The sequence below is a fragment of the Chryseobacterium shigense genome (assembly GCF_014207845.1).
In the GTDB taxonomy this organism is placed as follows: domain Bacteria; phylum Bacteroidota; class Bacteroidia; order Flavobacteriales; family Weeksellaceae; genus Chryseobacterium; species Chryseobacterium shigense_A.
The window spans coordinates 279,827-302,586 of sequence record NZ_JACHLC010000001.1 but is presented as its reverse complement, the minus strand read 5'-3'; the positions used below and the strand labels follow the sequence as shown (position 1 = coordinate 302,586).

The following is a 22,760-nucleotide window of genomic DNA, read 5'->3' as shown; positions in this document are numbered from 1 at the left end:
GGGTATTTTTTAAGGAAAAAATTACGTATTTTCGTTATTATTTTTTAATCTAAATAAATTAAACAGTTATGTCTTTAATAGAAGTTATAAAGTCTGGAAATTATGAATTAATTGATGTTCGTGAGCCAATGGAGCTTGAAATGGACGGAAATATTGAAGGTGCGCAAAATATTCCTTTAGGAGAAGTGGAGGACAGAAAAGAAGAGATTTTATCTGTTGAAAAGCCGGTTATCTTATTCTGCAGAAGCGGAAACAGAAGCGGAAAAGCATTGGAATATCTTAACGGACAAGGCTTGAAAGAAGGCTATAACGGCGGAGGCTGGGCTGAACTGAAAGCAGTACTGGAAGCAAATCAAGGGACTTTTTAAAAGTTCCTTTTTTACTTACCCCATCATGAGTTTAAAGGAAAAGTTTACGGATCTCTGTCTTCATTTTACAAAGGACCAGATTCTTATTGAAAGCCTGTGGCAGGAAATTGAAACAAAATATTCCGGGAAAGGCAGATATTATCATGATCTTTTGCACCTGGAAAATATGTTCACAGAACTGGAAAATGTGAAAATACATATTGAGGATTATCATAGTATTTCATTCGCTGTTTTTTATCATGATGTTATTTATGATGCTACCTCAAAATCCAATGAAGAGAAAAGTGCATTATATGCTGCGGAGCGACTTAAAAAAATAAATGTGAGTCAGGATATGATTTCAAAAACAGAAAGCAGGATCCTGGCAACAAAATCCCACCAGAAATCAGATGACGAAGACACGAACTATCTGCTGGATGCGGACCTTTCTGTTCTGGGGAAAGATTCTGCAGTTTATTTTGATTATACACGGAAAATCAGGAAGGAATATTCCATATATCCTGATATTCTTTACAAGCCTGGAAGAAAAAAAGTACTGAAACATTTCCTGGAACTTGAACCTATTTTTAAAACTCAACCTTTCCAGGAATTATATGAAAAACAGGCAAAGGAGAATTTAACTGCCGAACTTAAGCTTCTGTAACTCATTAATACAGAAAGGAGATGCAGCCAAGCTACATCTCCACATGGAATCATTCCATTCATTCAAACACAACTTATTCATTACTAAAAACATAAGGGGAACTTCAGAGATCTCTTATGGGTGGGGAATGTTTTCATCAAATCTGTTTTTAGAATCTTCTGCATCCCTGTTTGATGTTTCAAAAATAGATAATAAAATATCACATTACAGTGATTTTGAATGTAATTTTCATGCAATTTTTATGGAAAAATATGAGCAAACAATATCTGCAGTCCATGAAAAAAACCTAATCAAAAAAGGTTCATAATTTTAAAATAATTACTTTAAAATTTACCAAAAAATAAACAATTTATTTTCATATTTTCATCAAAACTTGTACATGATGCAATATAAAAACTACATTAATCTGATGACAGGCATCTGAAACTGAAGCTTATCAAAATAAAAACATGTACACTTTATATGCTAAAAAAATAAGCTGTACAATTTGTATAGAATTTCCAGCTATTATTCTTCATTACTCCAACTAAAAAAGCACCCTGCTAAACCAAGATGCTAGTACTATTTTGAACTATATATTTTTCCAATAAACTCCGATACTTTACCGAGAACAAGTTCCGGGAACTCTTTATGCGGTGTGTGCCCTGCTTCCTGAATGATAAATTTTTCTGCCGCGCCGCTTACCTGAGAAACTGTTTTTTCAACCTGATCCAGAGTACCATATTCATCAGCATCTCCCTGAATAAAAAATAAAGGGCATTGAATATCTTTTAAAAGGTATTCAATATTCCAGCTTCTGTAATCTTCACGGGTCCAGGTTTCCGTCCAGGCTCTGAAAAGTACTTCCACCTTATCACCATGATATTTTGCCAGCCGTTCGGGAAGGCTGGTTGTTTTGTAGGCATCCCAGGCATCGTAAACGCCCTTTAAAGTAACATCTTCTACAAAAATATGTCCTGCTTCGCAGATTACGGCTTTTATCTTTTCAGGATATTTGGCAGCGGTGATGAGGACAATGGTTCCGCCATCACTGTGCCCGAACAGAATAACGTTATCTATATTCAGTTCGGTCAACAGATCATTCAGCAGATCGGCTTCCAGTTCCATATAATTCACCGGTCTTTCGTGGGTAAGCATCGGCCCGGATTTTCCATATCCCAATCTGTCATACAGCAGAACATTACATTCCGTCATTTCTGACAATTTTAACGGGAAATCTCTCCAAAGCTGTGCACAGCCCAGGGAATCGTGGAGGAAAATGATAACAGGCTTTCCTTCAAATGTATTGTTGTATGTTATATAAAGTTTCTGATTTCTTACTTCAATTATTCTCTCTTCCATGTAATTCAGATTTCTATAAGCCCGGTTCTTTTGCTTCTTTAAATTCTTTCAATAAATTACTGAAAACGGTTTCTACCGGTAATATATCGTTGATCAAAGCAGAAACCTGACCTATTTCCAGCTCACCGTCTTCCATATCTCCTTCAAACATTCCGCGTTTGGCTCTTGCCCTTCCCAATGAGGCTACCAAAGCTTCTTTATTTCTTCCTGACAGGTAAATGTCTTCCAGTTCATTGAAAAACCTGTTTTTGACCATTCTTACAGGCGCCAGTTCTTTTAAGGTAAGATGGGTATCTCCTTCATTCAGCTCTGTAATTTTCTTTTTCCAGTTTTCGTGGGCACTTGCTTCAACGGTAGCAGCGAAACGGGAACCAATCTGTACGCCGTCTGCACCTAAAATCATCGCGGCTTTCATCTGTGAGCCTAATGCAATTCCTCCTGCAGCAATCAATGGTTTGGAAATATGCTTTTTCACATTCGGGATCAGGCAGAAGGTAGTGGTTTCATCTCTTCCGTTGTGCCCCCCAGCTTCAAAACCTTCAGCTACAACAGCATCTACTCCGGCCTCTTCACATTTTACCGCAAATTTGGTAGAAGATACTACGTGGGCTACTTTTATTCCTTCTTTCTGAAGGGTTTCCGTATAGGTTTTAGGATTTCCGGCAGACGTAAAAACGATCTTTACCCCTTCTTCCAGTATAATCTGGATAATTTCTTCAAGGTTAGGATATAACATCGGTACATTAACGCCAAAAGGCTTATCTGTAGCCTGCTTGCATTTCTGAATATTTTCTCTTAAGATGTCAGGATACATGCTTCCTGCCCCGATCAGTCCCAATCCGCCACAGTTAGAAACCGCCGAAGCCAGCCTCCATCCTGAATGCCAGATCATTCCGGCCTGAATAATAGGATACTGTATGTTGAAAAGCTCTGTAATTCTATTTTGATCTGTCTTCATGTCATGAAGTTTTTTTGCCGAATTGAAATCTATAAAATTGCTCATGCGTAAAAATACTAAAAACAGCTGTTTTTAATGAATAAAAAATGTGTAAAATCGTTTTAAATAAAGGATTACTAAATTTTAAATATATCCAGAGTATCATCAATAACAGGACTTATTTTTAAAAAATTCCGGGCCAGATCAATAATATCATTTTGAATGGTTTCGATATTCAAATGGATCCAGCCTTCCATTAAAGTTAACGGGCCGAAATTTACATCTACGTTTTTCCATTCTTTCTGATATTCAATAAATTTATTTCTGAATATTCCGGCGAAATTTCTGCTTGAAATTTTATAGCCTTTCAGCTCACGAAGTTTTAAAGCATGAATATTATAATATAGTTTTCCTTCTTTAATGCTTTTATCATTTACCCAAACCGAAAAAAATATTCTGCTTTTTGAGTTTAATTGAGATTTAAAATCATTTGACCACTCAGGTTTATAAATTTTCAATGCAACGGATTGCAAAACTTCTTCAACGGATAATTTCAGACCAAGATCTTCAAACTGCCTGAAGAAAATATCTTCTGCCGCTTCTTCAAAGTTTTTCCTGTAAAAATGATAATCCATTCTTTATCGTTTCTATCAAAAATAAGAAGTTTTCTTAAATTTCAGCACAAAAAAACCTTCAGAAATTCTGAAGGTTTTGTATTTATTTTTTGATTGATTCTTTTTTCCAGTTGGCTTTGAAATTACAGCTGTCGTAACGTCCGTCAATGGATATGAATGTTGTTGGCAGTTTAGAGTTGACAAATTTCTCAATCATTTCATTCCGCTTTTTATTGAGAGCCATCTGCTTGATCCTGTTATAATCTGTTTCCAGTGTGATCTGGTGTGCAGGAATAACATCTTCCATTTTAATGATCTTTATAACTTTTCTCTTATTATCATCGTCTTCAAAGGGAGAAGTAATATCTCCTTTGTTCAGACCTGCTAATTCGTAAGTGATAGATCCCGGAATACTTTCTCTTTCAATTTTATCAGAACCGTCTGCACCGGAAATGATTCCCGCGTTGAATTTTGTTTTTTTATCATCTGAAAATTTAAAAGCCGCATCTTTAAATGTAATCTTTCCGGCAATAATAAGACCTTTGATACTGTCTAGTTTTGCTTTTGCGGTTTTGATTTCATCATCGGTAGGGGTAGCTTTTAACAGAATGTGTCTTGCATCGTACACTTTCCCTGATTTCTTGATCAGCTGTATAATGTGATATCCGAATTCAGATTCAACAGGATCTGAAATTTCATTTTCCTGAAGGTTGAGTGCAGCTGCTTCAAATGGCTTTACCATCTGCCCTTTGAAAATGTTTTTATAAAGTCCTCCGTTCGCAGCAGATCCTTCATCTTCTGAATAGATCCTGGCCTGGCTTTCAAAAGTTTCTCCAGCAGCAATGTCTGCCTTTATTTTTTTCAGTCTTTTGATAAGGTCTTCCTTATGGGCATCTGTAAGTTTAGGATAGATCATAATCTGTGCTAAAGAGATCTCATCTTTTACTTCCGGAAGCTGCATTTTATACAGGTTGTAGAAGTCGGTAACCTCATTAGGGGTTACGTCTGCTTTTTCAGTAATACGCTGGTATTTTGCCTGTCCGTAGTATTGGTCTACATCTATCTTTTCGATAGCATTTTTCATTTCATACCCGTTTCTGAACTTATAGGCAGCAAGCATTGTTTTTTCGTCCGGAAACTGGGAAAGCAGCTGACGGTACTTTGCATTGGCCTGCTCTTTAATAGCTGCAGAACGGTTTTCAATTAATGTATCTTTTTTGGCTTCGTAAACAAGAAGTTTGTTACTGATCAGGTTTTCAAGGAAGTCACATTTATCAGTTTCGGAGGCTCCCTGTTGTTTGGCATAGTTCATCTGCTCATTTACATCTGATTCCAAAACAATTTCATCCCCGATAACAGCAGCAATACCATCCACTAATTCTCCCGGTTTTAGCTGAGCATTCATGTTTGAAGAGAATATCATCATGAAAATCCCAAGAAGAAAAGTGATTTTTAGTTTATTTGTCATTTTACTATTTTAAACAAGTTGCAAATTTAGAATTCTTAACGAATCAGTCTAAATTTTTTATTATAAATATTTCTTAAAAAGACTTATTTATTGCAGTTCAACATCGAATGTTGTTAATTCTTTGAATTGTCTCAATCTGTTGAACATATCGGATTCGTTTACTTCTTCAATTCTTTCTGTTCCGAATTTTTCAACAGTGAAAGAAGCCATTGCAGAACCTACAATTAAAGCGGATTTCATTGTTTCGAAATCAACTTTACCTTTTTTAGCAAGGTAAGCTGCAAAACCTCCTGCAAAAGTATCCCCTGCTCCGGTTGGATCGAAAACCTCTTCCAGCGGAAGTGCAGGAATAGCAAATACTTTATTGTCGTGGAAAAGTAAAGCTCCGTGCTCTCCTTTCTTAATAATTACATACTTAGGACCCATTGTATGGATCTTTTTAGCTGCTTTTACCAAAGAGTATTCTCCTGAAAGCTGTCTTGCTTCTTCGTCATTAATGGTAATCACATCAGTTTTAGCAATCATATCCATAAGAATATCCCATGCTGAATCCATCCAGAAGTTCATGGTATCAAGAATTACCAGCTTAGGACGGTTATTCATTTTTTCCAGTACGGACAACTGAACGCCCGGGTGTAGGTTACCAAGCAAAAGGATTTCCGCATCCTGCATGGAATCTGGAATTTTCGGATCAAAATTCTCTAAAACGTTCACTTCTGTAGCCAAAGTATCTCTGGTATTCAGATCATTGTGGTACTTTCCGGACCAGAAGAATGTTTTTCCTTCTTTTACGATCTCAATTCCTTCAATATTTATTGCTCTGTTTGTGAACATATCAAGGTGCTCCTGCGGGAAATCTCCTCCAACAACGGAAACAATACCAGATTTAACGCCTAAAACAGAAGAAGTGATACCGATATAAGTGGCTGCTCCTCCTAAAATCTTATCAGTTTTACCAAATGGCGTTTCGATTGCATCAAATGCAACGCTTCCTACAACTAAAAGTTTCATATATTTTTCAATGTATTTTAAAGTCAATTATTTTTTCCATTCAAAAGTGTCCAGCAGGTGTTTCATATCATTTTTGATATAGTTTACTGCCGGGGCCAGAGAATCCGGTTTTGGCCTTGTATTAAAGTATAAATAAGCAGTCACAAAATGTTTTGTGCTGTCTGTAATGTAAAATTGAAGATTGGAAGCGCTCTGCCCCTTCAGCTCATAGAAGTTCCCGTATACTTTCTTGTCCGGGTATTCAAATGATTTGGTATCTATAGAACTCGCTTTAATGGTATGTTCGTAGACCATTTTTTCGGCTTCTTTGATATGATCTGCAAAATCATTCTGTATCGGATAGTAGGTCACAAAGAGCTTTGCTTTCATTTTCGGATAATTTATGTAATACCAGCAAGGCTTTTTAGCATCAGAAATGGATGCAAAATCTGAATATTCAAAGGTATAGGCACAGTTATTCTCAAACTTCTGATATTTCGGTTGCGGATACTCCAGGCGGAGTTCCCCGTAAGGTTTCGGAACATGGTCTTTTCCGCACGAAATTAAAAGCAGTGATACAAAAATAAAAATGACGTTTTTTATCATTTTGCAAAAGTACAAATTAGATTTCAGATTTTGGGAGACAAATTTCAGTCTTTCAGTGAGTTTTGGATATAGTTTTCCAAAGGCTTGGGAAAAGATTTATCATGAGAAGCCTCAAAGTCTGTAATGATGTATTGGTTTTTAACTGTAAAAGTGTTCCAAATAGCTTCTGAATCAACTTCAACCCTGAAAATTTCTATGGTAAGATTCTTATGGGTAAGCTTATGGGTAAAGGTTTTAACATTTGTGATAAACGGTTCAAGTTCCCTGGAAATAGTGGTAGGGAATTCAAACAATTTCTTCCAGATGAAATCATCTTTCCTCTGTCTGATTAAAAACTGTCCGTTTCTGCACACAAAATAATACTTCAACGACAGGTCTTCTGTCTTCACTTTTTTTGTTTTTACAGGATATTCTGATGTTTTTCCCCGTGAGAATGCGAGGCAGTCATCATTTACAGGACATTCGCCGCAGAGAGGATTTTTAGGTTTGCAGATTTCTGAACCAAGATCCATCATAGCCTGGTTAAAATCACCTACATTTTCCGGCATGACCAACATTGCAAGCTGGGAGAAATAAGAAAAGGCTTTTGAATTTGAAATATCAAAATCGTCAGCAAAAATACGGCTTAAAACTCTGTAAAAATTCCCGTCAACAGCCGGCATTTTGCCTCCGAAACAGATGCTTGAAACTGCTGCTGCCGTATATTTCCCCACTCCTTTTAATTTTAGAATCTCTTCATACTCAACAGGAAAAACGCCATGATAATCATTCATAATCTGTTGTGAAGCCTTATGGATGTTAATGGCTCTTGAATAGTATCCCAGCCCTTTCCAGTAAAGCAAAACTTCATTTTCTTCAGCCTCAGCCAAAGTCTTCACATCGGGAAACCTTTTAATGAAATTATTATAGTGATTAAGCCCCTGATTAATCCTTGTCTGCTGAAAAACAATTTCGCAGATCCAGATTTTGTAGGGATCTTTTGTCTGTCTGAAATGCAGATCTCTTGCATTTTTTCCGTACCAGCTCAGGAGTTTGTTTCCTATATGGAGAAAATCTGAGCTTCTATTATCTTTTTTCAAAAAAATTATCTGTTTAAAATGGTTGCGGGAGTTTCAACGAATGGTTTTCAAATGCTTCGACTCCGCTCAGCATGACAAGCCTAATACTAACAGTTTTACAACGGTATGATTAAAGATTGTCATGCTGAGCGGAGTCGAAGCATATTTTTCTTTACAACCTATTCTTAAAAAAGTTGATAGACTCCGGACTCACAATATGCAAAGATAAAATTATTTATCCTTTTTAACAGAATACACCGGAGCTGCCTTCAGCCATTGATATTTGAGATTTCTTTCTGCCGCAATGAACCGGAAACCTTCAAGCTTTTTGAGGTAAAGGTAAACTGAATCATTTTTAAGCTTAAGCCTCTGATCGGAAAGGAACATGAAAGGATAATCTGCCACTGAATCTCTTATCGTTTTCAGAACTTTTCCGGATCTTACTTTATAGAGAAAGAAGTTTTTGCCTCTTCCTTTTGAACTGTCGGCCAGCTTTACCTCTGAACTTGCAATAACCAGCTCGCTGCCATCAAAACACTCTTCTTCATTCATGATATAGGCTGTTCCCTGCTGCCTTTCGTCTTTAAAAAGATCTACAGCATAGTGATCCGGTGCCTGGTATTTTTTTTCACATGCTGATAAGATAATGAGCAGGAATAAGGGCAGAATAAAGCTTAATCTTTTATTGATCACATTAATTTTCATATGATTTGGAAGTAAAAAACCGATGTAAAAATGCATCGGTTTTTTTATTTAAATTTGGTTTCTTATTATTCCTGAGTATATTGTGCATCCCATTCGTTACCGTCATCTCCTTTGTGCCCGTCTAATTTAATAACGAAGCTTTTTGTAGGGAAATAAGGGGTCATACGGATATCAAGCCATACTCTGTCTTTATTTACTCTGTCCTGCTCGAAACGAACGATCTTGAATTTTTCAATCAGTTTATCCGGTCCTTTGATATTGTCAAGGAAGGTTACAATCTGTCTTCTCAAATCGTCTTCATTTTTGGCATTCCAGTTTTCGAAGGCTCTTCTGTTCAGGAAGTCCAGTAAAACTTTGGTTACATAGTCGAATACACGTACTACGGAATAAGTCTGAAGACCGATGTTATCTCCTGTAAACAATGTTTTCGCAGAGAATGCCATGATCTTACCGTATTCGTTAACCATCGGAACAAGACCCATTTTTTCCAACTGGGAAATTTCGCTTTTCTTCAGTTCGAATTTTACTGCGTCCACTTCGTTGATGTTCCCGTGCTTTTTACCTGCTGCTACCTGGGACATTAAAGTTTTGTGGATTTTTCCTGCCAGTGAAGTGGAAGGCGGAAGTTCTACGTTTTCCTCTTCTCCTACTTCTTCAGCTTTTCCTCTGCCTACAAGCCAGTTACATGTCATAATAACATTACTTCTATGCAGCTCTCCTCCGGTAAGGTTTGCGGAATGGAATAAATCTACAACGTCATCCGGCTTATCAAGGTTAGCGAAGTCGGTAACCATCATTACTTTGTTCTCGTTACAGATCTTAGCCCATTTTTCAATGACTTTGTTTGAGCCTAAATATCCGGGTATTGCCAGGATGGAATAGTTATCTCTAAGATCTAAACGGTCATAATAATTTTTGAATTCCTCGGAAATAGCATCGATGAATAATGGGTTATCCAGATCCGAAACCTGTTCAAGGCTTGCATTAACGATGCTTACGTTATCCACTTTGTCCAGTTCCGTATTTTTATAGAATTGGGCTACAGTTCTGTAGTTGGTTTCCAGTAAACGTACTGAGTCAAGTGTATTTTTTAGATTGGTTTTTAAATTCTGATCGGCAGCCTGTGCTTTGGTTTTGCATGTATCTGCCATTTTATCTGCAGATTCGTTTCCTTCCAAAAGACTTACCCAAAGGTTTATTTTTTGAAGGAGTTCTTTTCTTTCGTCAGATTTATTATTATCAGTCAGGAAAATTTCTTTCCTTGCTTTTCTTGTTGGGTTCATATTGGCGATACCGTCTACAACGGATTCAACAAAGCCAAAACCTCCCATTTTATTAAGCTCTGCAAGCGGGTTACCTTTCGGCTGCCCTGAGTGTTGCTGCTGACCCTGCTGTTGGCTTTCTTGTGCCTGTAATTTGCTATCCATGATTTGATTTAGTGTAAATAATTATTTTTCAAGTTCTTGTGCCACATCTTTCAATACTTCGATGAATGCAGCCCTTGTCTGTTCATTCTCAAGCATATTACGCAGAATTTTATTGGTTTTCAGCTGGCGTACAATTTTGTTATATTGCTCCTGCTCCATGCTGAGCTGCTGTAAATAATCTGATTTCTGAGTGAGATTCTTTGGTGTAAAGTCTGCAAGATTCTGAAAACGGAATTCTTCCTCTACTACACCACCGTCTTCTGTTTCGTGCTGTACAGCTACAGAAGGCTGAAAATGCCTGAAGACATCATCTACTGTTTTTAAACCTGTTACAATTTCAGGGGTATAAGATTCCTCTGTTGTAAGCTGGCTCACTATCAGCGATTTATTTTCCTGTATTTCCTGAATCGCTTCATTAGCGTCCACTTTTACCTCGTTGCCGCCAACACCATAATTAAACATTGCCATATTATTATTATTTTGAGATTTTTGATTTTGGTTTGGATCTGTTTTTGAGTAATTTACCGATGATTCGAATAAATTACCAATCCAATGTTTAAATTTAAAAAAAAACTGTAACATACAAAATTTTGTAAAGATTTTTCTTGAAATATTTAATTTAACCTTTAATATATGTAACGTAAAATCATGACTTTACGATATCACTAAACTATGAAAAAATAAATAAAAAACGCATCATTTCTGATGCGTTTTTCTTTTCTAACAATTTTTGGCTGTTCTACCAAATTTTTATTCTGTCCTGAGGGGCTTTATACATTTTGTCTCCAGGTTTTATATCAAATGCTTTATTAAATGCATCCTGATTCACCAGTGGACCGAATGCCCTGAACACTCCCGGAGAGTGAGGATCTGTCTTCACCTGGTTAATCATATACTGGTCTGTAGATTTTGTTCTCCATACTGTTGCCCAGCTCATAAAGAATCTCTGATCCTGGGTAAATCCGCTAATTTTTCCAGGGTTTCCTTTATCTTTGAGGTACATCTGAAGGGCATCATAAGCTACTGCTACCCCACCAAGATCACCGATGTTTTCACCGCTTGTAAATTTACCGTTTACAAAGCTTCCTTTTACCGGCTCGTAAGCGCTGTACTGGGCAGCCAGCTGTCCTACTTTTGCGTCAAAGTTTTTACGGTCTTCATCTGTCCACCAATTGTTCAGGTTTCCGTCTCCGTCAAAACGTGAACCGCTGTCATCAAAGCCGTGAGAAATTTCGTGACCGATAACTGCCCCGATACCTCCGAAGTTTACGGCTGCATCAGCTTTAGGGTTGTAGAAAGGAGGCTGAAGAATGGCTGCAGGGAAAACGATTTCGTTGTTTGATCCGCTGTAGTAAGCGTTTACAGTTTGCGGAGACATTCCCCATTCTGTTTTGTCCACCGGTTTTCCTACTTTATCAAGACTTCTCTGGTACTGCCATGCTGATACGTTCTGAAGGTTGGAATATAATGTTGCTCCTTCTTTCGGAGATTCTACTTTTAACTGGGAATAGTCTTTCCATTTGTCCGGATAGGCAATCTTTACGGTGAATTTAGACAGTTTTTCCTGAGCCTTTACTTTTGTGGCAGGAGACATCCAGTCGATATCATTAATATGCTGCTTGAATGATCTCAAAAGGTAATCGATATAGGTTTCCATCTGGGCTTTTGCCTCAGGAGTGAAGTATTTTTCAACGTATAGTTTCCCGAAAGCTTCACCAAGAACACCATTTACCAGGGTAAGACCTCTTTTGTCCATCGGGCGCTGTTCTTTCTGGCCCTGAAGGTATTTTGAATAGAAATCAAACCTGATCTGTTCAAGTTTATCATCCAGGTTGCTGGCGTTGCCGTTAATTAAATGATATTTCAGGTAATCTTTTAACAAAGGAAGGTTCTTTTCTGTGATGAACTGATCCATATTCTGGTAATATTTCAATTCGCCAACAATTACTTTATCTGTATTTACACCTGCATCCTTGAGATATTTTGCGAGGTTAATATTTTTAACCAGTCCTGAAAGTTCAGATACATTTTTAGGGTTGTATTTTAAATTGGCATCTCTGTTCTGTTCCAGAGTCAATAAGTAATTGGCAAGCTGTTTTTCAAAGTTTACCACATTCTGAGCAGCCTGTACCGAATTTTTATTTCCCAGTATATCAAACAGTTTTCCTACATAAGTCTGATATTCTGCAAGGGTTTTGGTATTGGCCTCATTTACTTTCTGATAATAGTCTCTTCCCAATCCGAGATCCGGACCTCCAAGGTATACGGCATTCATGTTGGAATTCTTCATATCTGCTCCTACTCTCCATCCATAAAATGAATTATCGCCTAATTTTGTAGCTTCGAGAAGGTATTTCTGAAGGTCATTCAGGTTTTTAATGGCATCAATTTTTGCCAGGTCTCCTTTAATCGGAGCTAATCCTTCTGCGTTTCTTTTGTTTACATCCATGAAAGATGCGTACAGATTCTGGATTTTCTGTCCTTCAGATCCTGCAGAATACGTTTCTGATAAAATTTTGTTCAGGATATCCAGAGAAGCATCATCTACATTTTCTCTCAAAGCATTGAAAGAACCCCAGCTCGCTTTGTCTGAAGGAATCTGGGTAGTTTTCACCCAATTTCCGTTCACATAGCTAAAAAAATCATCCTGCGGACGAACACTTTTATCCATATATGATAAATTGATCCCCTCTTCTTTTACTTCTTCTTTTACAGGTTCTGCAACAGCTGCCGTAGTTTCAGTTTTGGTTTCTGTACCTGCCGTTTTGGCCGTTCCGCATGAGTTTAAAAATACAATGCCGGAAAGGGCAAGTATTCCAATATTTAGCTTTTTCATTAAAGATAATTTTTGATTGTATACAAACTTACCAAATATACGAACTTTAATGATAGGTGATTAACGATAATTGATAAATAACTACGGGTTGGAGAGTTTTAGGGTTAGAGTGTAATAGAGCTTGGGAGTGCAGAGAACAGTTATTCAAACTAAAATTAATTATTTAAATATTTAAATCCCTATAGCCTATGATCAACCATTTGCAACCTGCCATAGTAAAACAAAAAACCGCTCATTGCTGAACGGTTTTGTTATTTCTTGGTAATGATTACCAGATTTTGATTCTGTCTTCCGGAGTTTTGTACAGTTTATCTCCTTTTTTCACATCAAATGCTTTGTAGAAGGCATCAACGTTGATGAGCGGACCGAAGCTTCTGAAATATCCCGGAGAGTGCGGGTCTGTTTTCACCTGGTTGACCATATATTTTTCACTGGATAAAGTTCTCCAAACGGTTGCCCAGCTTAGGAAGAATCTCTGATCCTGTGTGAATCCGCTGATCTGTCCCGGGTTTCCTTTATCTTTCAAATACATCTGAAGGGCATCGTAAGCAATGTTTACTCCGCCTAAGTCAGCGATATTTTCACCGTTTGTGAAAGTACCATTTACGAAAGTTCCTTTTACAGGCTCATATTTATCATACTGAGCGGCAAGCGCTTTTGTAGCTTTTTCGAAGTTGGCTTTATCTTCCGGTGTCCACCAGTCTACAAGGTTTCCGTCTGCATCAAACTGGGCACCTGAATCATCAAATCCGTGGCTCATTTCGTGACCGATAACAGCACCGATTCCTCCGAAATTCACAGCAGCATCTGCTTTAGGATTGAAGAAAGGCGGCTGAAGGATAGCGGCAGGGAATACGATCTCGTTGTTTACCGGGTTGTAGTAAGCATTAACCGTTTGCGGTGTCATACCCCATTCTGTTTTATCAACAGCTTTCCCGATTTTCGCTAAATCTTTGTTGTACTGCCATCCAGAGATATTCTGAAGGTTTGAGTATAATGTTCCTCCTTTGGATTCAGGAACGATATCTAATTTTGAATAATCTTTCCATTTGTCCGGATAAGCAACTTTTACAGTGAATTTGTTCAATTTCTGCATTGCTTTTTCCTTTGTTGTAGAAGACATCCATGCTAAGTTATTGATGTGAACGGCAAAGCTTTTCTTTAAATAGTCGATCAGTTCCACCATCTGGGCTTTTGCCTCTGCCGGGAAGTATTTTTCAACATATAATTTTCCGAAAGCTTCACCAAGAGTTCCATTGATAAGCTCGAAACCTCTTTTGTTTAAAGCTCTCTGCTCCTGCTGGCCTCTTAAATATTTGCCATAGAAAGCAAATCTCATATCTCCCAGCTTTTCGCTTAGGTAAGCTGCACTTCCGTGAATCATGTGGAATTTCAGATAATCTTTGATTACGGGAAGGTTCTGAGCATTGATCAGTTTATCGAAATCTTTGTAATACCCTATTTCTCCGATAATTACCTTATCTGTATTTACTCCTGCCTGTTTAAGATAAGCAGGAATATCAACGCCTTTTACCAATGTTGAAAGCTCAGCCATTGTTCTTGGGTTATACTGTAATGTATTATCACGGCTCTGCTCGTTGGTAAGATAAGTCTTTGCAATGCTTTTCTCGAAATCAACAATTCCTTTTGCAGCTGCATCAGCATTTTTGTAACCTAACTCTTTAAGCATGGAAGCTACATATTTCTGGTATTCAGCAATAGCTTCCGTATTTTTTTCGTTTACTTTCTGATAGTAATCTCTTCCTAATCCTAAAGAAGCATCTCCTAAGTAAACTGCATTCATTTTAGAATCTTTAAGGTCTGCATCAACACCCCAACCGTATAAAGTATTTTCGCCGTCTTTAGTTACAGAGATCAGATAATTCTGAAGATCAGACATATTTTTGATGGCATCAATTTTATTCAGATTCCCCTGAATAGGCTTAACCCCGTCTGCATTTCTTTTCTGCATGTTCATATAAGTAGCATACAGGTCCTGGATCTTTTTACCTTCGCTTCCGTCAGCAAATTTATCTTTCAGAAGAGAGTTCAGAATGGTCATGGAGTTGTTATCCGTATCTTCAGCAAGCTTGTTGAAACTTCCCCAGGTTGGTTTATCGGAAGGAATTTTCGCTGTTTTCATCCAGGTTCCGCTTACGTAGTTGTAAAAATCATCCTGCGGGCGTACTGAAGTATCCATAAGGCCAATATCCAAGCCTTTATCTGTGCTGTTAACTGCTGTTTTTACGGCTTTTGTCTGTCCGTTCACTGTGCTGAGTGAGCAAATGCCTGCCAATAAAAACAAAGAAAGCGTTAGTTTTTTCATTATGATAGCAATTTTATAATATATGTCTGTTTTTTTTACAATTTGTTACGATTTTTTTCAATAAAAAAAATTAACACCAACGAATATTAATTATTTTAATCATGAACAGGCAAAAAAATTATTCTGAAATTAACAATCCCACCAAATCCTGAATCACTTTCTGGGAAACAAAATTCATAAAATCAAGCCTTTCCAGATGTGGCATATAGAGTTTTGAAGTAACTTCCTTTTCATTGATCCTGATGGTGTAGAAAACAGTGCCTACTTCCTTACCGTCTTCACCTCTGCCGGGGCCTGCAACTCCTGTAGTAGACAGTGAAATATCAGTACCGAATAATTCCTGGCATCCTTTTGCCATTTCGCCAGCTACCTGCTCACTTACTACCGTGAACTGGTGTACGGTCTCTTTAGAAACTTTTAAAATTTCTGTTTTCTTTTCCGTGGCGTATGCTACAATACCACCCATGAAATATTTTGAGCTTCCGGAATTGGATGTTATCATTTTTGCCAGTTCACCTCCGGTACAGCTTTCTGCCGTGGAAATGGTCAGTTTTCTTTCTGTAAGGATTTCTGCCAGAATTTTTTCTATTTTGTCTTCCGATACTGCAATAACATGGTCGCCAACCAAAGGAAGAAGTTTCTGGATCTCATCTTCTGTCTGCTGTTTCAAAGCATTCTCATTATCTCCTGAAGCAGTTATCCTCAGCTTTACACGGGTGCCTACGGGCAGATAAGAAAGGGCAAGGTTTTCAGGGAGGGCAAGTTCCCAATCTTCAATGATATCTGCAAGAATACTTTCAGGAATTCCCACCACGGAAACTATCCTGGTATGGAGATAATAAAGATTGAATTTTTCTTTTAAATAAGGAATAATCTGGTCTTTGATAAGCGGTTTTACTTCATAGGGAACTCCGGGAAGGCTGAAACATAATTTCCCATCCTGCTCCATCATCATACAGGGTGCTGTTCCATAATGGTTCTGAAAAACAACAGATTTTGAAGGAACAAAGGCCTGCTCTTTATTTCTTTCGAGAATATCCAGACGTCCCCGCCTTTCCATATAATTTTTAAGATGGTTGAAAGTAACTTCATCCAGCGCAATTTCGTCATTGAAAAACTCTGCCAGTGCTTTTTTGGTCTTGTCGTCCCTTGTCGGCCCCAGACCACCGGTTGTAATAATAAGGTCACCCACCTTAAAAGCAGCTTCTAAAGTGTTTTTAATGGTGTCAATCTCATCCGAAATGGTAAAGATCTGCGTAACCTGTATGCCTATATTTTTAAGCTCTGTGGCAATGAAATTGGAATTGGTATCAACGGTGTTTCCGGAAAGGATTTCATCACCGATGGTAATCAGAACAGCTTTTTCCATATATAAATGCTTGAAAAAAAATCTTCTGCAAATGAAGGGAAAATCTGTGGCTGTGACAAGATAAAATGATTTTTTCTGTCTTTGACTGATACTGTTTAAAACTATAATTACCGGCGATGGGGAAACTACTACTGATTATGCTTCACCCAGATGAGATCATCGGTATTATAACCAATCTTTTTAGCTTTTTCAATGAAACGCTGTCTCATACTTTCAGGAAGGTTTGTGGTACGGGACAGAATCCATAAGTATTTCAGGCTGCTTCCTGCAACAAGGGCATACTGATAATCTTCATCAATATCAATGACATTATAACCCGCCCAGATCGGTTTGAAAAATGAAACTTTAAGACGGGCGTCTGTTTTGTCTTTTATAAATCCTGCCTCTCCTGCAGATTCTTTCCATTCTTTTTTAATGTAGTCGTAGCCTTTATTAACAACACGGATGGAGCCGTTGGTGTTTTCGGAATATTCAGCAGTAACATTGTCCATGTTTTTTTCGAATCTGTAATCGAAACGGGCAACTTCGTACCATCTTCCGAGGTATTTTTTAGCATCAAAATTCTTGACTGCCACTGCTCCTTTTGGTATTCCCGTGGAAAAAGAATGATAAATAACCAGTCCCAGAGCACCTAATGTGACGGGAACCGCAATTTTATGAAGGGTTTTCATAACCAGAATATTTTGTGATTGTGGTAAAACTTCAAAAATAATGCCTTTAAGCTGTTAAGGAACAATAAATCTCAGGAAAAGACTTTCAGGAAATTATCTTTAAAACTGCCTGAAACTTCAATTTCCGTATCATCGGATAGCATAACGGTTCCACTTTTATGATAGGATTTTACAAACCCTGCATTGATGATATGGGAACGGTGAACTCTTACAAACGGATTTTCAAGCAGATCATCAAAATGTTTCAGGAAGCGACAGACCATTTTTTTAGAGCCATCGGTAAGATAAACCTGTGTAAAGTTTCCGTCTGCCTGAAGCCTTAGGATATCTTCAGTTTTCACAACATCAAATCCCTGTAATGTTGGGAGGATAAGCTGTTGTTTTTCAGGTTTTAATTTTAAATTTTCAAGGAGGATCTTATTACGGTTAAGCTCTTCTTTTCTTTCAAGACTTTCCGCTACTTTATTGACGGCCAGAATAAGTTCCTGAATATCAATAGGCTTTAAAATATAGTAGCTTGCCGATTTATTGAGCGCCTGTAATGAATATTGGGAAAATGCCGTGATAAAGATGGTTTCGTAAGAAAATTCTTTGGTGGCTTCCAGCACATCAAATGCATTCCCGAAAGGCATTTCAACATCAAGGAAGACAAGCTGCGGCTGCTTTTCAGCAATTAAAGGAACTGCTTCTCTGATATTTTCCGCCTCTCCTACAATGTCTACCTGCGGGCAGTATTTTGTGATATAACTTCTGAGAACTTCTCTTGCAATGATCTCATCGTCTATGATTACAGCACTTATTTTCATTTTCTTCAGGTAATAGATTGCAGATTACGGGCAGTTTTCTTTACTCTCGATCAGGTCAGATTGATCTTTATGGTTACTAAAACCCCACTATTGTTTTCTTTGTCTTTTATGGAACAGGAAATTTCTTTTTTATAAAGGTCGTTCAGCAAACTGATTCTTTCCAGGGTATTTTTCATTCCGCGGCCTTCACGGGTTTTCTGGTGCTGGGTCTTTTGCTTTTTACTTTCCTCAATACCTATTCCGTTGTCTTCAACGGTTATTTTTAAATGCCGGGTTTCTTTTTCAACATTCAGTTTTAAAAATCCTTTTTCAGTTCTGTAGCGCAATCCGTGCCATACTGCATTTTCAAGGAACGGCTGAATGAGCATTCCGGGAATTTTCAGGCTTTGCATATTCAGGCTTTCATCTACCTCAATTTCATAATCGAATTTATCTGCAAAACGGGTCTTTTCAAGAGCAAGGTAATTCTGAAGCAAATCCAGCTCCTGCTGAAAAGGAATGAAATCTTTTGTGGAATTCTCCATCACACCACGCATCAGCTTGGAGAATTTTGTGAGATACTGATTGGCTTCCAGCTCATTATTGGTCGCAATAAAATGATTAACGCTGTTCAAGCTGTTAAAGATAAAATGCGGATTCATTTCACGCCGTAATGATTGCAGCGCAATTTTTTTATTTTTGATCTGAACTTTCTTCAAAGTCCTGAAAATAAATACGATCAGTCCGGTAAGCAGAACCAGAGCTCCAATCAGGCTGTAATTAAAGACATTTTTCTTCCGGATAAGGGCATCTTTCAGCTCTTTTTCTTTTTCAAGCTGGGAAATTCTCTGTTCGGTATCTTCCAGTATTTTATTGTCTACCAGGCTTCTGTCTTTAGAAACAAGATCGGGAAGTTTCCCGAGAAAATCCCTGTACAGCGAAACTGAAGCTCCGGTATTCCCTGAAATATTGTAAAGACTGTCCAGCTTTTTTACACTTTTCTGAGCTTCGAGCGTGTGCCCTTTTTCCAAAGCAATTCCGTAGGCATTTTTTAATAAGACCACGGCTTCTTCCGGATCATTTTTTTTGATATAAATATCAGCCAGCTCCTGAATCTGGTTTACTTTTTCCTGTGAATTTTCCTTGACAAAATCTTCTTTCAGTACTTTCTTTTTGGCTTCAATGGCTTTTTCAAAGTTCCTGTTTTCAACATAGAAATCGGTAAGCTTCCGGTTGATCTCCAAAGCCTGCTGAGGGGCTTCTTTTTTGGAAATTACATAGGCATTGTTCAGGTTTTCTTCTGCTTTGGGAATATTTTTCTGCTGTATATTGATATCCGCCATCTGACTGTAACTTTCAGCCAGATTTCCTTTATCCTTATCTTTAAGGGTTATGTTGATGTTATCCTGAATGGCTTCAGCTTTTTGTTCAGTTGTAGGAGCAGAGAGCCTTGCGGCATCATTGGTATTAACTGCTTTGCTTTTTTCACTGTAGCTCATGTCGGCTGCCATGCTGTAATTGCTTATCGCAGGAGTTATTTTATTCTGCTTTTCCTGTGATTGGGCAATTTTCCGGGTCACGGATTCCAGATTCTTTTTATCGTTTAGATTTTTATAAATATTCCTGGCCTTAACCAAAAATTCTTCGCTTTTGGCATAATTTCCCTGGTTATAATAATCGTTTGCAATTCCTACATAACTGTCGGCAACCCCTTTATTATCATTATTATCTACCGCTTTTTTCAGTCTTACAGCAGATTTATAGGCCTGGGTAACCCGCGTGGAATCCTGTGCTGTACAGAAATTTCCTGCAGCAAGGATAAAAATGAAAAGTATTTTAAAAACTAATTTCACGGATTCCAGATCTTTAATGCAAAGTAAGTAAAAGTTTATATAACCTTTTCTATTCTTTACCAAGTCAACAATGTGTTTCACCAAGTTTTGTAGATTATGGGTTATTTTTTTGAACCATCGGGATTTTATTAAGCACCTAATTGAACCTGTCCTTAATGTTCTTAGCAACTTAAAATTCTCTTAACGGTTCACAATACATTATTCTGTAAAGGTTTTCCTCTCTCGAACTATCCACCAAGTGAAAACCTCATTTCACCAAGTTTCTCTGCTTCGGGTTTCAGATCGCAGTAATTTTACTTTAGAATTTAAAACAAGAAATTATGAAATTGAGACATTTTTTATTGATCGGAATCTTTACTCTCGGGAGCTTTGTGAACGCACAGGAAGTAAAGAAAAATGCAATTGAAGTAACAGGTATTGCAGAAATGGAAGTGGAACCGGACGAAATTATCTTCAGTATCGGCATCAAGGCAGATAACAAGAATGACCTCGCTGATAATGAAAAGAAGCTGTTTGAAACCCTAAAAAATAATGGTGTAAGAAATGAGGATATCAAATTCAAATCTATGTACCAGAATGTATACGCCAAGAACGGGAAGTTTACGAAAAACTACCTGTTCAAGGCCGGTACAAAAGCAAATATCAGCAAAATATTTGAAGACCTCAACCAGAAATGGGTAAGCAGCCTGAATGTTGCAGAAGTGAAGAACACTAAAATTTCCGATTTCAAGAAAACCATTAAAATCAATGCTTTAAAAGCCGCAAAAGAAAAAGCAGATTATCTGTTGGAAAGCATGGGTAAAAAAACAGGAGCCCCTATTGAAATTATTGAGATTGAAGATTATACCAGTGACACGGTTCTTCCTGCAGCTTATAAAAGCAGTATCAGAAATGTTCAGCTGGAAGCAGCGGATGCCCCTGCAGATTTTTCTTTTGACAATATCGAGAATATCAAGCTGAAATACAGCATCAAGACGAGATACGAAATCCTTTAGAATTAACAGATTTAAAAAGACAGTCCGAAAGGGCTGTTTTTGTTTTATCCATAAGGGTTCCGGGTTCACCAAGTGAAAGACCGGATTCACCAAGTCTCCGGATTTTCAGCCTTAAATACAGATAATTTTACTTCAGGAATTTAAAATAATAAACTATGAAACGCTATTTATTACTACTCATCGTATTTTCTGTTTCGTTTATAAAAGCACAGGAAATAAAGAAAGAAATTGAGGTAAAGCAGGCTACCATATTCCTGCAGGGCGCCAAAGTATTTGGAAGCACAGCTGTCAATCTTCAGAAAGGGAGAAATATGGTAAGAATCATCAATCTTCCGAACAATCTGGATGAAAATACTTACAAAATCAATCTTGAGAAAAATACTACCCTGCTTTCCATCACTCCACAAAGTAATTTTTTGAAAAACGATGAATTATCCGAAGGTGAAAAAAAGCTGGAAGATGAAAGAAAGAAGCTGCAAAGACAGGTGAATTTACTGAATATCCAGATCAAGAACCTGACCGGCGAGCAGAATATCATTAATGATAATTTGAAAGTCTCCACCAATGATAAATCTACCCCGCAGGAACAACTGATCAAGCTGACTGAGTTTTACAGGAAAAGAATGCTGGAAATCGACAATCAGGTTTTTATTCTGAACGAACAGAAAACTGTTTTGGATGAAAGTATTGCCAAAATCAACAAACAATCAGCTGAAGAGCAAACCAATAAAAATACCAACAGGAAAGAGCTTCTTCTTGAAATCCTTGCAGACAATGAAACCAATCTGAACTTAGGGGTAAGCTATATTGTTTCTGATGCAGGCTGGGTACCGTCTTACGATCTGCGTGCAGAATCTGTAAAGAAACCTCTTGAAATGGTTTATAAAGGAAAAATCTACCAGAAAACCGGACAGGACTGGAAAAACGTAAAGCTGTTTGTTTCCACCTACAGGCCTTCTTACAACCAGGACAGACCGATCCTTTCCCCGCTTTATGTTGCTGAATACACAGCTTATAATCCTCAGTCTGAAACGGCCAATTACAGGCTGAAGGCAGCTGCTAAAGAGGTCAATTCTTACCAGATGAGAGAAGATGCAGCCGTTAAGCCAAGCCAGATCCCTGTAGCAACAGTTTCGGACAGCCAGATGAACGTGATTTATGAATTAAATTATAATCAAACCATTTTGAGCCAGGAAAAGGAACAGTATGTAATCCTTGACAAAAAGCAGATAGACGCTGTCTACAAATACCACACAGTTCCGAAACTGAACAACCAGGTATTCCTGATGGCATTTATCAGAAACTGGCAGAATCTCAATCTGATCTCCGGTGAAGCCAATATCTATTTTGATGATAATTATATCGGAAAAACCAATATCACGAGCAATTATGTGAAGGACGAGTTCCCGATCTCCCTGGGAGTAGATGAAAGAATTACGGTAAAAAGGATCAAACTGGAAGACAAAACTTCCCAAAAAACGCTGAACAGCAATAAATGGGATACCGAATCTTACCAGATCAGCATCAGAAATAATACGAAAGAAAGCATCGAACTGGAGGTCCTCGACCAGCTTCCGATCAGCGAGAATTCCAAAATCCTGGTAAAAGCCCTGGAAATTGGCAACGGAAGCTTTGATGATAAGACGGGAAGCATTCTTTGGAACAGAAATATCGGCAGTGGAGGTTCGGACAAGATCAGTTTCTCTTATGAGGTGAAGTATCCAAAAGATATGCAGATTCAATATTACAACAGATAACCAATAAAAAA

General features: G+C 37.7%; 21 protein-coding genes. 5 read left to right on the top strand and 16 right to left on the bottom strand.

Annotation, left to right across the window (positions count from 1 at the left end; all coding sequences use genetic code 11):
- The first annotated feature begins 68 nt into the window (after positions 1-68).
- Genes HNP36_RS01375 through HNP36_RS01365 form a run of 3 tightly spaced genes read left to right on the top strand, consistent with a single transcriptional unit; the run spans position 69 to position 1,318 of the window.
- On the top strand, positions 69-368 hold the full coding sequence (locus HNP36_RS01375) for a rhodanese-like domain-containing protein (protein WP_184161408.1): 300 nt from the start codon (positions 69-71) through the stop codon (positions 366-368).
- Positions 369-393: 25 nt separating this feature from the next.
- Positions 394-1,011, top strand: a complete 618-nt coding sequence (locus HNP36_RS01370; protein WP_184161411.1) for a hypothetical protein — start codon at positions 394-396, stop codon at positions 1,009-1,011.
- A 43-nt stretch (positions 1,012-1,054) separates the two neighbouring features.
- Complete coding sequence (locus tag HNP36_RS01365; protein ID WP_184161414.1) at positions 1,055-1,318, top strand: hypothetical protein; 264 nt, start codon at positions 1,055-1,057, stop codon at positions 1,316-1,318.
- Positions 1,319-1,572: 254 nt separating this feature from the next.
- Here HNP36_RS01365 and HNP36_RS01360 read toward each other — a convergent pair whose 3' ends face one another.
- The 16 genes from HNP36_RS01360 to HNP36_RS01285 all read right to left on the bottom strand — a co-directional run bounded on the left by HNP36_RS01360 (position 1,573) and on the right by HNP36_RS01285 (position 19,997).
- Positions 1,573-2,352 (bottom strand): alpha/beta fold hydrolase, encoded by a 780-nt coding sequence (locus HNP36_RS01360; protein ID WP_184161417.1) that lies wholly within the window; start codon positions 2,350-2,352, stop codon positions 1,573-1,575.
- 13 nt (positions 2,353-2,365) lie between these two features.
- Positions 2,366-3,310: an NAD(P)H-dependent flavin oxidoreductase gene (locus HNP36_RS01355; RefSeq protein ID WP_184161420.1), complete on the bottom strand. Its 945-nt coding sequence runs from the start codon at positions 3,308-3,310 to the stop codon at positions 2,366-2,368.
- 116 nt (positions 3,311-3,426) lie between these two features.
- Positions 3,427-3,924 (bottom strand): hypothetical protein, encoded by a 498-nt coding sequence (locus HNP36_RS01350; protein WP_184161423.1) that lies wholly within the window; start codon positions 3,922-3,924, stop codon positions 3,427-3,429.
- Positions 3,925-4,006: 82 nt separating this feature from the next.
- Positions 4,007-5,371: a peptidylprolyl isomerase gene (locus HNP36_RS01345; RefSeq protein WP_184161425.1), complete on the bottom strand. Its 1,365-nt coding sequence runs from the start codon at positions 5,369-5,371 to the stop codon at positions 4,007-4,009.
- A gap of 87 nt (positions 5,372-5,458) precedes the next feature.
- The gene (locus tag HNP36_RS01340) at positions 5,459-6,382 is read right to left on the bottom strand and encodes a PfkB family carbohydrate kinase (RefSeq protein WP_184161428.1); all 924 of its coding nucleotides are present in this window, start codon (positions 6,380-6,382) and stop codon (positions 5,459-5,461) included.
- A gap of 27 nt (positions 6,383-6,409) precedes the next feature.
- A complete protein-coding gene (gene gldD / locus HNP36_RS01335) occupies positions 6,410-6,967 on the bottom strand; it encodes a gliding motility lipoprotein GldD (protein WP_184161432.1) in 558 nt (185 codons plus the stop codon).
- A gap of 44 nt (positions 6,968-7,011) precedes the next feature.
- Positions 7,012-8,046, bottom strand: coding sequence for an A/G-specific adenine glycosylase (gene mutY, locus HNP36_RS01330; protein WP_184161435.1), 1,035 nt, complete (start codon positions 8,044-8,046; stop codon positions 7,012-7,014).
- Between the two features lie 210 nt (positions 8,047-8,256).
- Entirely contained in the window at positions 8,257-8,730 is a 474-nt protein-coding gene (locus HNP36_RS01325) for a hypothetical protein (protein ID WP_228456211.1), read from the bottom strand.
- Positions 8,731-8,795: 65 nt separating this feature from the next.
- On the bottom strand, positions 8,796-10,157 hold the full coding sequence (locus tag HNP36_RS01320) for a DUF5458 family protein (protein WP_184161441.1): 1,362 nt from the start codon (positions 10,155-10,157) through the stop codon (positions 8,796-8,798).
- 21 nt (positions 10,158-10,178) lie between these two features.
- Positions 10,179-10,625 (bottom strand): type VI secretion system contractile sheath small subunit, encoded by a 447-nt coding sequence (locus tag HNP36_RS01315; protein WP_167443735.1) that lies wholly within the window; start codon positions 10,623-10,625, stop codon positions 10,179-10,181.
- Positions 10,626-10,896: 271 nt separating this feature from the next.
- The gene (locus HNP36_RS01310; protein ID WP_184161444.1) at positions 10,897-12,993 is read right to left on the bottom strand and encodes a M13 family metallopeptidase; all 2,097 of its coding nucleotides are present in this window, start codon (positions 12,991-12,993) and stop codon (positions 10,897-10,899) included.
- Between the two features lie 268 nt (positions 12,994-13,261).
- The gene (locus tag HNP36_RS01305; RefSeq protein ID WP_184161447.1) at positions 13,262-15,319 is read right to left on the bottom strand and encodes a M13 family metallopeptidase; all 2,058 of its coding nucleotides are present in this window, start codon (positions 15,317-15,319) and stop codon (positions 13,262-13,264) included.
- Between the two features lie 118 nt (positions 15,320-15,437).
- A complete protein-coding gene (locus tag HNP36_RS01300; protein WP_184161450.1) occupies positions 15,438-16,688 on the bottom strand; it encodes a CinA family nicotinamide mononucleotide deamidase-related protein in 1,251 nt (416 codons plus the stop codon).
- Between the two features lie 128 nt (positions 16,689-16,816).
- Complete coding sequence (locus tag HNP36_RS01295; protein ID WP_184161453.1) at positions 16,817-17,359, bottom strand: lipocalin family protein; 543 nt, start codon at positions 17,357-17,359, stop codon at positions 16,817-16,819.
- A gap of 71 nt (positions 17,360-17,430) precedes the next feature.
- Positions 17,431-18,165 (bottom strand): LytR/AlgR family response regulator transcription factor, encoded by a 735-nt coding sequence (locus HNP36_RS01290; protein ID WP_184161457.1) that lies wholly within the window; start codon positions 18,163-18,165, stop codon positions 17,431-17,433.
- Positions 18,166-18,215: 50 nt separating this feature from the next.
- Positions 18,216-19,997: a histidine kinase gene (locus HNP36_RS01285; RefSeq protein WP_317168938.1), complete on the bottom strand. Its 1,782-nt coding sequence runs from the start codon at positions 19,995-19,997 to the stop codon at positions 18,216-18,218.
- Between the two features lie 320 nt (positions 19,998-20,317).
- Here HNP36_RS01285 and HNP36_RS01280 point away from each other — a divergent pair, with 320 nt between their 5' ends.
- Together HNP36_RS01280 and HNP36_RS01275 are read left to right on the top strand one after the other, a co-directional pair.
- Complete coding sequence (locus HNP36_RS01280; protein WP_184161460.1) at positions 20,318-20,992, top strand: SIMPL domain-containing protein; 675 nt, start codon at positions 20,318-20,320, stop codon at positions 20,990-20,992.
- A 155-nt stretch (positions 20,993-21,147) separates the two neighbouring features.
- Positions 21,148-22,749, top strand: a complete 1,602-nt coding sequence (locus HNP36_RS01275; RefSeq protein ID WP_184161463.1) for a DUF4139 domain-containing protein — start codon at positions 21,148-21,150, stop codon at positions 22,747-22,749.
- Positions 22,750-22,760 lie beyond the last annotated feature (11 nt).

Bases quoted from the DNA above. Each gene is read 5' to 3' on its own strand.
- HNP36_RS01295 (WP_184161453.1), bottom strand. From the start codon at position 17,359: ATGAAAACCCTTCATAAAATTGCGGTTCCCGTCACATTAGGTGCTCTG.
- HNP36_RS01340 (WP_184161428.1), bottom strand. From the start codon at position 6,382: ATGAAACTTTTAGTTGTAGGAAGCGTTGCATTTGATGCAATCGAAACG.
- HNP36_RS01345 (WP_184161425.1), bottom strand. From the start codon at position 5,371: ATGACAAATAAACTAAAAATCACTTTTCTTCTTGGGATTTTCATGATG.
- HNP36_RS01370 (WP_184161411.1), top strand. From the start codon at position 394: ATGAGTTTAAAGGAAAAGTTTACGGATCTCTGTCTTCATTTTACAAAG.
- HNP36_RS01320 (WP_184161441.1), bottom strand. From the start codon at position 10,157: ATGGATAGCAAATTACAGGCACAAGAAAGCCAACAGCAGGGTCAGCAG.
- gldD (WP_184161432.1), bottom strand. From the start codon at position 6,967: ATGATAAAAAACGTCATTTTTATTTTTGTATCACTGCTTTTAATTTCG.
- HNP36_RS01365 (WP_184161414.1), top strand. From the start codon at position 1,055: ATGGAATCATTCCATTCATTCAAACACAACTTATTCATTACTAAAAAC.
- HNP36_RS01355 (WP_184161420.1), bottom strand. From the start codon at position 3,310: ATGAAGACAGATCAAAATAGAATTACAGAGCTTTTCAACATACAGTAT.
- HNP36_RS01275 (WP_184161463.1), top strand. From the start codon at position 21,148: ATGAAACGCTATTTATTACTACTCATCGTATTTTCTGTTTCGTTTATA.
- HNP36_RS01350 (WP_184161423.1), bottom strand. From the start codon at position 3,924: ATGGATTATCATTTTTACAGGAAAAACTTTGAAGAAGCGGCAGAAGAT.
- HNP36_RS01280 (WP_184161460.1), top strand. From the start codon at position 20,318: ATGAAATTGAGACATTTTTTATTGATCGGAATCTTTACTCTCGGGAGC.
- HNP36_RS01305 (WP_184161447.1), bottom strand. From the start codon at position 15,319: ATGAAAAAACTAACGCTTTCTTTGTTTTTATTGGCAGGCATTTGCTCA.
- HNP36_RS01290 (WP_184161457.1), bottom strand. From the start codon at position 18,165: ATGAAAATAAGTGCTGTAATCATAGACGATGAGATCATTGCAAGAGAA.
- HNP36_RS01360 (WP_184161417.1), bottom strand. From the start codon at position 2,352: ATGGAAGAGAGAATAATTGAAGTAAGAAATCAGAAACTTTATATAACA.
- HNP36_RS01310 (WP_184161444.1), bottom strand. From the start codon at position 12,993: ATGAAAAAGCTAAATATTGGAATACTTGCCCTTTCCGGCATTGTATTT.
- HNP36_RS01325 (WP_228456211.1), bottom strand. From the start codon at position 8,730: ATGAAAATTAATGTGATCAATAAAAGATTAAGCTTTATTCTGCCCTTA.
- HNP36_RS01375 (WP_184161408.1), top strand. From the start codon at position 69: ATGTCTTTAATAGAAGTTATAAAGTCTGGAAATTATGAATTAATTGAT.
- HNP36_RS01300 (WP_184161450.1), bottom strand. From the start codon at position 16,688: ATGGAAAAAGCTGTTCTGATTACCATCGGTGATGAAATCCTTTCCGGA.
- HNP36_RS01315 (WP_167443735.1), bottom strand. From the start codon at position 10,625: ATGGCAATGTTTAATTATGGTGTTGGCGGCAACGAGGTAAAAGTGGAC.